The organism is Citrobacter sp. S46_ASV_140, from assembly GCF_018919545.1.
Taxonomy (GTDB): domain Bacteria; phylum Pseudomonadota; class Gammaproteobacteria; order Enterobacterales; family Enterobacteriaceae; genus Citrobacter; species Citrobacter braakii.
The window spans coordinates 1-8,951 of the sequence record NZ_JAHLRC010000135.1 but is presented as its reverse complement, the minus strand read 5'-3'; the positions used below and the strand labels follow the sequence as shown (position 1 = coordinate 8,951).

Here is an 8,951-nt window from a genome sequence, read left to right as displayed (position 1 = left end):
GTACAGGCTGGAGCCTAATAACCAGACCGGGATCTGCTCGCCGTAGCCGGGAACCGGGCGTACATGGGGATTAGGATCGCGGGCGTCGAACCAGTCCACCAGTTCAGCTACGTCGCGCGGGAAGTTATCGATATCACCACTCATATGGCGGCGCAACGCGCGCATGGTCGGTTGGTCGCTACCCGGCGCGCGGCCAAGCCCGAGATCGATTCGTCCCGGATACAGCGTATTCAGGGTACCGAACTGCTCGGCGATCACCAGCGGCGAATGGTTGGGCAGCATAACGCCGCCAGAACCAAGATGCAGCGTGGTGGTATTGGCAGCCAGATAGCCAATCAGCACAGAGGTCGCCGCGCTGGCGATGCCGGTCATGTTGTGATGTTCTGCCAGCCAGTAGCGGTGGTAGCCGCGCTTTTCGGCCAGTCGAGCGAGATCAAGCGAGTGTGTGAAGGCCTCTTTTGCCGAAGATCCTTCAGGGATCGGCGCCAGATCCAGCACCGAGAACGGAATAGTTTTGTCAGTCATAACGGCTCACTTTGTTACCGGTTAATCTTTTAATACTGCATTAAAGATTAGCGAATGTTGTTAACAAAGTGAGCTATTAATCACGGCTGTAGTTCAAGACCTGCCAGTCGCTTCCAGTAGCCGTTGCAGTCGCTGTGGGCAGCAAGCGGTAATGGGGCAGTGCCATTTTCATTGGCGCGGAAGGCATCGAGCATAGCGAACGTGTCGCTGCCTGAAGGGGACAGACGCACAATATCAACCAGACCCTGCATCGATGTCAGCTCGTTGCCGAGGTTGTAAACATAGCCGCTCATAGTCTGGATGCCGTTGAGGACAAAGACCTGCTGATTCTCCTGCGACAGCACATCGCGCCCATTCGGGTATTTGATGCAGCAGGTTTCACACTCGTCTTTTGGACGGTCTTCAGAGCGTGCGGTAAAGCAGCGGGCAGAGTACGCCAGCGGCAGATGCCCGTAGCTCAGTACCTCTACTTCAAACTGATTGCGAATACCCAGCTCTTCACACTGGTTGAGCAGATTGACCAGCCAGTCACGGGACAGTTCTACCGGCATACACCAGCGCACCATGCCCTGCCTGAGCAGCAAACGCAGGGTTACCGCGTTGTAGCAGTTGAGCGCATGCCCGGCGACAAACGGCAGCTTACGCTCGGCGCACATGTTTACCACGCCGAGATCGCTGGCTTCCAGCAGGAAGTCGCCGTTTTCGACATAGCGCTTCAGTTCTCCCAGCTCAGAGGAGGCCTGCACCAGCGCCAGCGTTGACAGCACCACCTGTTTACCGCTGCCAGCGAGCGATTTCGCCATATCGATCCAGTCGCCTACTTTGGTAGCGCGGCGTTTACTGCACACCGCTTCGCCAAGATAGATAACGTCGGCCTGGCTGGTGGCGGCCTGCTGATAAAAATCTTCCAGCGTTTCTTTCGGCCAGTACCACAGCACCGGCCCTAAGGAATATTTCATTGCTTCTCTCACTGCCATTTACGGTGATACGCGCCAAGCGTGGTCTGCGTGCCTTCGGACATTGAACCGAGCGTTTCCATCCACGCGGCCTGTGGGGCGTAGTTTTGCGGGTCGGCCATACAGCGGTCGATCGCCTGGCGCCACACTTTCGCCACCTGGCTGACGTAGGCCGGGCTACGCTGACGCCCTTCGATTTTCACCGAGGCAATATTGGCCGCCAGCAGTTCTGGCAGCAGCTCCAGCGTATTCAGGCTGGTGGGTTCTTCCAGCGCATGATAGCGCTCGCCATCAACCAGATAGCGGCCTTTACACAGCGTCGGATAACCGGCGTTTTCTCCGTCCTGATAACGGTCGATCAGCACTTCATTAAGACGGGATTCCAGCCCTTGTTGGGTCTGCTGCCAGCGAACAAAACGGGCAGGAGAGCAGGCGCCAACCGTATTAGGAGACTCGCCCGTCAGATAGGATGAAAGATAGCAGCGACCTTCCGCCATAATGCACAGACTGCCAAAGGCGAACACTTCCAGGGGAACTGGCGTGACGCGAGCGAGCTGCTTCACCTGGTGAATAGACAGTACGCGCGGCAGTACCACGCGGGCGACATCAAAGTTGCGATGATAGAAATTAATCGCCTCTTCATTGGTTGCAGATGCCTGAACAGAGACATGACGCTCAATATGCGGGTAGCGCTCTGCGGCATACTCAAGCATGGCGAGGTCGGCGAGGATCAGCGCATCCGCACCCAGTTGCGCCGCCATATCTACGGCACGTTGCCAGCGCGCGTAACCATCCGGATGCGCAAAGGTGTTAATCGCGATGTGCAGCTTACGGCGGTGCTGATGGACAAAACTCACCGCTTCCTGCAATTTTTTCTCGGTAAAATTAAGGCCGGCGAAATGACGGGCGTTGGTATCATCTTTCAGCCCGATGTAGACCGCATCAGCGCCGTTCTCGATGGCCGCCTTAAGCGCCGGGAGGTTTCCGGCAGGGCAGAGCAGCTCCATAATTTATCCTGAACGTTGCGCCGTAAAGGGCGCAGAAATGTTAACGAAGAGGGATTTTAGTTAACCTTGCTGAGACAATTTTTGATTTGAGGCAGTTAAAGTCGTATTGGTGATACCAATAAGAGGTAACAATTTCGTAGCGAATTGTTGATTTATGCCGCTATGTCGTTTATTTGATATGGCAAAATAGCAGGATAATTGAAACAGGGAGTAAAGCTCGTGTTGGATAAACTGCGTTCACGCTTAGTACATTTTGGTCCTTCTCTGATGAGTGTACCGGTTAAACTGACGCCCTTTGCGCTGAAGCGCCAGGTTCTGGAGCAGGTCCTGAGCTGGCAGTTTAGTCAGGCGCTGGCCGATGGGGAGCTGGAGTTTCTCGACGGTCGCTGGCTGAGCATTCATGTGCGTGACATTGGCCTTAAATGGTATACCTCTGTTGAGAACGATAAACTTATCGTCAGCCAGAATGCAGAGGCGGATGTGAGTTTTAGCGCGGATGCCAGCGATCTCCTGATGATCGCGGCGCGTAAGCAGGATCCGGATACGCTGTTCTTCCAGCGTCGCCTGGTGATTGAAGGTGATACAGAATTAGGGCTGTATGTTAAAAATCTGATGGACGCCATCGAACTGGATCAGATGCCTAAAGCGTTGCGCGTCATGCTGATGCAGTTGGCGGATTTTGTTGAGGCGGGAATGAAAACGTCGCCAGAAACCAAACAGACTTCGGTAGGTGAGCCATGCTGATTCGAGTTGAAATTCCCATTGATGCCCCAGGTATTGATGCATTGCTGCGTCGTTCATTTGAGAGCGATGCGGAAGCGAAATTAGTGCACGACCTGCGTGAAGACGGTTTCATAACGCTGGGTCTGGTTGCTACCGATGACGAAGGTCAGGTAGTGGGTTACGTCGCGTTCAGCCCTGTCGATGTCCAGGGCGAAGACCTGCAATGGGTCGGCATGGCGCCGCTCGCGGTGGATGAAAAATACCGTGGACAGGGCCTGGCGCGTCAGCTGGTCTATGAAGGACTCGATTCCCTGAACGAGTTTGGTTACGCCGCGGTGGTTACGCTGGGCGATCCGGCGCTGTACAGCCGCTTTGGTTTTGAGCTGGCTGCCCATCATGACCTGCGTTGCCGCTGGCCGGGTACCGAAAGCGCGTTCCAGGTTCATCGCCTGGCGGACGATGCGCTGGAGGGTGTGACGGGCCTTGTGGAATACCACGACTACTTCAATCGTTTTTAAGCGCCGGGGGTTTGCAGGCTGCTCAGTAGTGCCTCAAGCCCTTCGCCTTCAACAAGGCGCTCTTTCTGCCGCTTTGTAAGCTGTTTGACGCGATATTCTAAGCGCAGGGCCAGCGAACGGTCGCCGACCTGAGCCGCAAATGCCAACGTGAGTTCTCCCTTTCCGCGCAGCGCCTTCGCGCCTTTCCCACTTTGATGCTGCTTATAGCGGCGCTGCACATCGGTGGTTATTCCGGTGTATAAGGCGTTGTCCGCAGTACGGATCAGGTACAGATACCAGGGTGTCATTGTCACCATCGACGTGATAATTTTCAGGCCTACAGTATAAAAGAGAACAGAAATGGAAACACTGACTGCGGTGACCCGCTGGCTGGCAAAGCAGCACGTCGTGACCTGGTGTGTACATCATGACGGTGAATTATGGTGCGCCAATGCGTTTTACCTGTTTGATGCGCAGAAGATGGTGTTCTATGTGCTGACCGAAGAAAAAACGCGGCATGCGCAGATGTCCGGGCCGCGCGCGGCGATTGCCGGCACGGTAAATGGTCAGCCCAAAACGGTCGCCCTGATTCGTGGCGTACAGTTTAAAGGGGAAATCCGGCGTCTTGAAGGGCAGGAGAGTGAAGCCGCGCGTAACGCCTACAACCGCCGTTTCCCGGTCGCCAGAATGCTGCCTGCGCCCGTATGGGAGATTCGACTGGATGAAGTCAAATTCACGGACAACACGCTGGGCTTTGGTAAAAAAATGCACTGGCAACGTGATCTATAGTTAATAGAGTGATTAAAGAGTCAGGGGAAGATTAGCGATGAGTCAGGTGTTAATAACAGGCGCAACGGGGCTGGTAGGCGGAAATTTGCTGCGTATGCTGCTCAATGAACCCCGGGTCAATGCCATCACGGCACCGACGCGTCGACCGCTGGCTGATACGGCTGGCGTCTATAATCCCTATGATCCGCAGCTAACCGATGCGCTGGCGCAGGTCACCGAACCGGTAGATATTGTCTTTTGTTGTCTGGGAACCACCCGGCGAGAAGCGGGTAGCAAAGAAGCGTTTATCCATGCTGACTATACGCTGGTGGTGGACACGGCCCTGACGGGGCGTCGGTTGGGCGCTCAGCATATGTTGGTGGTCAGTTCGATGGGGGCCAATGCCAATTCACCGTTTTTTTATAACCGGGTGAAAGGGGAAATGGAGCAGGCGCTGATCGCGCAAAATTGGCCGCGGCTGACGATTGTTCGGCCTTCAATGTTACTCGGAGAGCGGGATAAACAGCGGGCGAATGAGAGGTTTTTAGCGCCGTTATTTCGGCTGCTGCCGGGGAACTGGAAGTCGATTGAGGCGCGTGATGTAGCCCGGGCTATGCTGGCGGAGGCACTGGCGCCTGGACATGAAGGCGTTTCGATCCTGACCTCTTCCGAACTGCGCGAAAGAGCCAAATAAAATGCCGGAGAGGACGCTCTGGCGTCGCCATCCGGCATTTGTAGCAGTCTTACTTAATAAACGTAAAAGCCGTAGTGACGCGTTTCACGCCGCTTACCCGGCTGGCGATGTCTGCCGCAGCCTTCGCTTCACGTTCAGTTACCAGACCCAACAGGAACACTTCCCCGTTTTCGGTGGTGACTTTCACGTTAGAGGATTTCACCTGATCGCTGGTCAGCAACTGGGAACGTACTTTAGTGGTTATCCAGGTATCGTTAGACGCATCGCCCAGGCCGATTGGCTGACCCTGACGGATCTCGTTAAAGACCTCAGTAGTACCTTCTACGCCCATCGCAATCTGTTTTGCTCGCGCAGACAGTTCGCTATTTGGCGACTGACCGACCAGCAGCACTTTACCCTGATACGCGCTCACGTTGATACGCGCCTCTTTCTTGATCTGGGCATCTTTCGACAACGCGGTATTGACGCGTAATTCCAGGGTTCCGTCATCTACCTGGGTGCCTACACTGCGAGGATCCGTCGCGGCTTTGGTGCCGACAGCAGCAGTTCCGACAACGGCGGCAGCGACACAGCCTTGCAGCAGCAGGGCAGCGATAATCACAGCAAGCGGCGAAAATGCCTTCATGTGTACTCCTTAATCATCCTGGTGAGGGAAAAGCGTGTTATCGATGAGATCGCAAAGGCAGTTGACCGTCAGCATATGCATTTCCTGAACGCGGGCGCTGTGGTGTGAAGGGATACGGATTTCAACATCCTGCGGCCCCAGTAACCCGGCCAGCTCCCCTCCGTCATACCCGGTCAGTGCGACAATTGTCATGTCGCGTGTCACGGCGGCTTCAACGGCTTTTACGATATCGCGGCTATTACCACGCGTAGAGATTGCCAGCAGAACATCCCCTGCATGTCCCAGCGCACGGACTTGTTTTGCATAAACTTCATCGTGCAGGCGATCGTTGGCAATCGCAGTTAAGACCACATTATCAGTATTTAGTGCAATCGCAGGTAAACTTGGGCGCTCTGTTTCAAAACGATTGATCATGCTGGCAGCAAAATGCTGTGCGTTGGCAGCGGACGTCCCATTACCACAACAGAGAATTTTGTTGCCATTGAGCAGGGACTGAACCAGCGTCATGGCTGCACGGGAGATCGCATCCGGAAGTGCTTCAGCCGCAGCTATCTGAGTTTGAATGCTTTCTGTAAAGCAGACTTTAATTCTATCTAACACGCTAATCCTTAAGAACCAGGCTCTGAATCTTCAACTATGAGCGGTCGTTGAACGCGTCCTTAAACCACTCAACATCATTTCCGGTGAAGGCTAACACATCGAACCGGCAATCCACAGTATCAAAACTTCCATTGTGGCGCGCAAGCCACAAGCGGGCAGTCTGTAATAATTTGTGTTGTTTGCTCCGGGTCACACTCGCCGCTGCACCGCCAAACTGGGCTGAGCGCCGATAGCGAACCTCAACAAATACGGTGGTGTTGCCTTCACGCATTATCAGGTCGATTTCGCCGCCACGCTCATGCACGTTGGCGGCGATAAAATGCAGTCCCCTGCTCTGCAGCCAGTCACGCGCGGTGGATTCCCACGCGTCACCGGTCTGTTTACTCGTTAACTGGCGGGGACGACTTGTCCTTGCTGGTATTTGAGCCATGATAACTTCCTGTTAATCACACAATCCTGCGTTGCGGTTAAGGCTCCGGTGTTGCCGTTAATTTCGAAACCCTGCACCTGACGCATTTGCGAGAAGTGGTTGGCAAGCGACCAGGCATCGACGCCCATCGCGTACATACGTGCCAGCGAGTAGTCGTTACGAACCGCGCCCAGCGCCTGCTGCATGAGAGGGGCGTTAGCGCCTGCCAGCATCGGAATTTCGCTGTACTGCAAGCCTTCCATCTCCAGACGGAAATCCGGGCCGGCAGTTCCCTGCGCGCTACGGGAGCTGGCGTACAGCGTGGCACCGCTCTGGCTACCGTTGCGCATGGCGATCATCGGCTTTATAAATGCAATTTCTTCCGGCGTTGCCAGAATATATACGGCATCAACACGACCGCTGCCGCCGGTGATTTGCGCATCGGTAGGTGCTGCCGGAATGGTCAGACCGCCAATCGTCACGCCAGGCTGCGCGGGTACAGAAGAGGCCACCGGGCTGCCCGTCAGGGAAATCCCCGAGCCGCCGTTGACGCCCATTTTCAGCTCAGCGGTGGAGCCGAACTTCTGCTGCAGCACCACGCCGCCACCCAGTTTTTGCCACTCCTGTGCAAAGGCGTTGGCAACGCGATCGCCTAACGAACTCCGCGGGATCAACAACAGCGGCGTCTGCTTTCCTTGATCGCGAATGTGGCGTGCTGCGTCGCGCGCTTCATCTTCTGGCGACAGAGCGAAGTAGCAGACGTTCGGCAGGTTTTTCACCGACTCCGGCTGATTAAGCGCCAGGACGTTTAATGGCGTGTTGCTTTTCATCAGCTCTTCAACATTGTTCTTCAACAGTGGGCCAACCACGATGCTGGCGCCATCCTGCTGAACCTGAGTCAGGATCTGATTCAGCGGCTGTGATGACGTGTCGTAGATTTTCAGCTCCGCGGACGGATTCGCTGGTGCGCTGGCGGTTGTTGGCTGCGCAGGCGCTGTTGGTTGTGGAGCTGTAGCTTCTGGCTGTGCTGGCGTCTCGTTGGTCAGATCGCTTACTGACGCCTGAGCCGGGCTGGCAACACCGTCAGTCGTTTGCGGCTGTTCCGTGGTCGTCGCAGCCGCTGTATCCGCAGCAGGCGCGGCAACAGCAGGGTCCGCTACGGGTTGAGTACCCATATTTTTCGCAGCTTCAAAGCCTTGCTGAATAGTACGGCCAAACACCGCAGCCTGACCGTTCAGCGGCAGCAGCAGAGCAATTTTGCTGGTGGAAGCGGGTTTAAAGCTCTGCACGTTAACCAACTGCGTTGGCAACAGTTTTGCCCCCGGGTTTTGTGGATAACGTTTCTGCCAGTCAGCAATACCGGCTTTCATCATGTCTGGATCGTTACGGTTATCGAACCAGACGCGCTGGAGATCTAACCAGCCTTGCAGCACGTTTTCATCCGCATTGATGACCAGCGTCTGCGCTTGCTCCTGGGTCATGGATGACAGCGCCTGCCAGGTGGCATCCATGTTTTTCTGCTTAGCGTTCGCGGCCAGCAGCGGTTCCTGGGCGATCAGGGCGCGCAGTAAAGTCAGCGATGGACGACCCTGGTTGACGTCGATTTGCGCCTGCCAGTATCTCGCCTGCTGGTTTTGATCAAAATCGGCGGGGGTTAGCTTATCCAGCAGGGCCTGTGCGCCAGCGACATCTTTCTGCGCGAGCTTAATTTCGACAGCCAGCAGTGACTGCTCACGACGCTGGGTATCGCTTAGCTTCTGTGGTAGCTGGTTGAACAGCTCGAAAGCCTGCTGGCTCTTGCCTTCTTTCAGCAGTGCACGAATGGCGAGTAATTGCCAGTTGGTCTTGCTATTATCTGAGCTTTGCTGCATTTGTTGCAGATAAAAGCCGGAATCAGCCTGCGCAGTGCCCTGCATATGGGCTGCACTCTGGTCTGGTGCCTGGGTGCCACAGCCTGCAAAAATCAGTGCAGCCAGAATGACTGGTAGCGCGCGTGCGGCTTTCAAACGAGAAAATGTTGAGGGTACCATACTGTATCCAGTGATATTTTTTTACTCAATGCTCAATATTAAATCGGCAATACGGACGACACAATGAAACAACACGAATCGGCGGATAATTCTCAAGGCCAACTCTTTATTGTACCT

At 55.1% G+C, this 8,951-nt stretch carries 11 protein-coding genes and 1 pseudogene; 4 read left to right on the top strand and 8 right to left on the bottom strand.

Features of this window, described 5'->3' with window-relative positions; all coding sequences use genetic code 11:
* The 3 genes from KQJ19_RS20625 to KQJ19_RS20615 all read right to left on the bottom strand — a co-directional run.
* A partial coding sequence (locus KQJ19_RS20625; RefSeq protein ID WP_216404066.1) for an MsnO8 family LLM class oxidoreductase occupies positions 1 to 525 on the bottom strand: 525 nt, incomplete at its 3' end.
* Between the two features lie 80 nt (positions 526 to 605).
* Positions 606 to 1,484: a U32 family peptidase gene (locus tag KQJ19_RS20620; protein ID WP_019077776.1), complete on the bottom strand. Its 879-nt coding sequence runs from the start codon at positions 1,482 to 1,484 to the stop codon at positions 606 to 608.
* Between the two features lie 8 nt (positions 1,485 to 1,492).
* Entirely contained in the window at positions 1,493 to 2,488 is a 996-nt protein-coding gene (locus tag KQJ19_RS20615) for a peptidase U32 family protein (protein ID WP_016154661.1), read from the bottom strand.
* A gap of 219 nt (positions 2,489 to 2,707) precedes the next feature.
* Between KQJ19_RS20615 and KQJ19_RS20610 the strand changes: the two genes are divergently transcribed.
* Both KQJ19_RS20610 and KQJ19_RS20605 read left to right on the top strand, forming a co-directional pair.
* Positions 2,708 to 3,232 carry an SCP2 domain-containing protein gene (locus KQJ19_RS20610; RefSeq protein ID WP_016154660.1) on the top strand — a complete coding sequence of 175 codons (525 nt, stop codon included), beginning with the start codon at positions 2,708 to 2,710 and terminating at the stop codon, positions 3,230 to 3,232.
* Positions 3,226 to 3,729 carry an N-acetyltransferase gene (locus tag KQJ19_RS20605; RefSeq protein WP_047499702.1) on the top strand — a complete coding sequence of 168 codons (504 nt, stop codon included), beginning with the start codon at positions 3,226 to 3,228 and terminating at the stop codon, positions 3,727 to 3,729. Before KQJ19_RS20610 ends, KQJ19_RS20605 begins: the two co-directional genes overlap by 7 nt.
* On the opposite strand, the pseudogene KQJ19_RS20600 reads toward KQJ19_RS20605, so the two are convergent.
* Positions 3,716 to 4,025 (bottom strand): annotated as a pseudogene (locus tag KQJ19_RS20600) (GIY-YIG nuclease family protein). The gene KQJ19_RS20605 and the pseudogene KQJ19_RS20600 sit on opposite strands and share 14 nt — an antisense overlap.
* Positions 4,026 to 4,068: 43 nt before the next feature.
* On the opposite strand from KQJ19_RS20600, the gene KQJ19_RS20595 reads away from it, so the two are divergent.
* Positions 4,069 to 4,497, top strand: a complete 429-nt coding sequence (locus KQJ19_RS20595) for a YhbP family protein (RefSeq protein ID WP_016154657.1) — start codon at positions 4,069 to 4,071, stop codon at positions 4,495 to 4,497.
* A 37-nt stretch (positions 4,498 to 4,534) separates the two neighbouring features.
* A complete protein-coding gene (locus tag KQJ19_RS20590; RefSeq protein WP_047499696.1) occupies positions 4,535 to 5,170 on the top strand; it encodes an NAD(P)H-binding protein in 636 nt (211 codons plus the stop codon).
* A gap of 49 nt (positions 5,171 to 5,219) precedes the next feature.
* Here the strand turns inward: KQJ19_RS20590 and dolP are convergent, their stop codons facing one another.
* From dolP to KQJ19_RS20570, 4 genes are read right to left on the bottom strand one after another with little or no spacing between them, the layout of a single operon-like run.
* On the bottom strand, positions 5,220 to 5,795 hold the full coding sequence (dolP, locus tag KQJ19_RS20585) for a division/outer membrane stress-associated lipid-binding lipoprotein (RefSeq protein WP_003024954.1): 576 nt from the start codon (positions 5,793 to 5,795) through the stop codon (positions 5,220 to 5,222).
* A 9-nt stretch (positions 5,796 to 5,804) separates the two neighbouring features.
* A complete protein-coding gene (gene diaA, locus KQJ19_RS20580) occupies positions 5,805 to 6,395 on the bottom strand; it encodes a DnaA initiator-associating protein DiaA (RefSeq protein WP_003024948.1) in 591 nt (196 codons plus the stop codon).
* 34 nt (positions 6,396 to 6,429) lie between these two features.
* Positions 6,430 to 6,825 carry a YraN family protein gene (locus tag KQJ19_RS20575; RefSeq protein WP_216404065.1) on the bottom strand — a complete coding sequence of 132 codons (396 nt, stop codon included), beginning with the start codon at positions 6,823 to 6,825 and terminating at the stop codon, positions 6,430 to 6,432.
* Positions 6,783 to 8,834: a penicillin-binding protein activator gene (locus KQJ19_RS20570; RefSeq protein WP_216404064.1), complete on the bottom strand. Its 2,052-nt coding sequence runs from the start codon at positions 8,832 to 8,834 to the stop codon at positions 6,783 to 6,785. Before KQJ19_RS20570 ends, KQJ19_RS20575 begins: the two co-directional genes overlap by 43 nt.
* Positions 8,835 to 8,951: the final 117 nt, after the last annotated feature.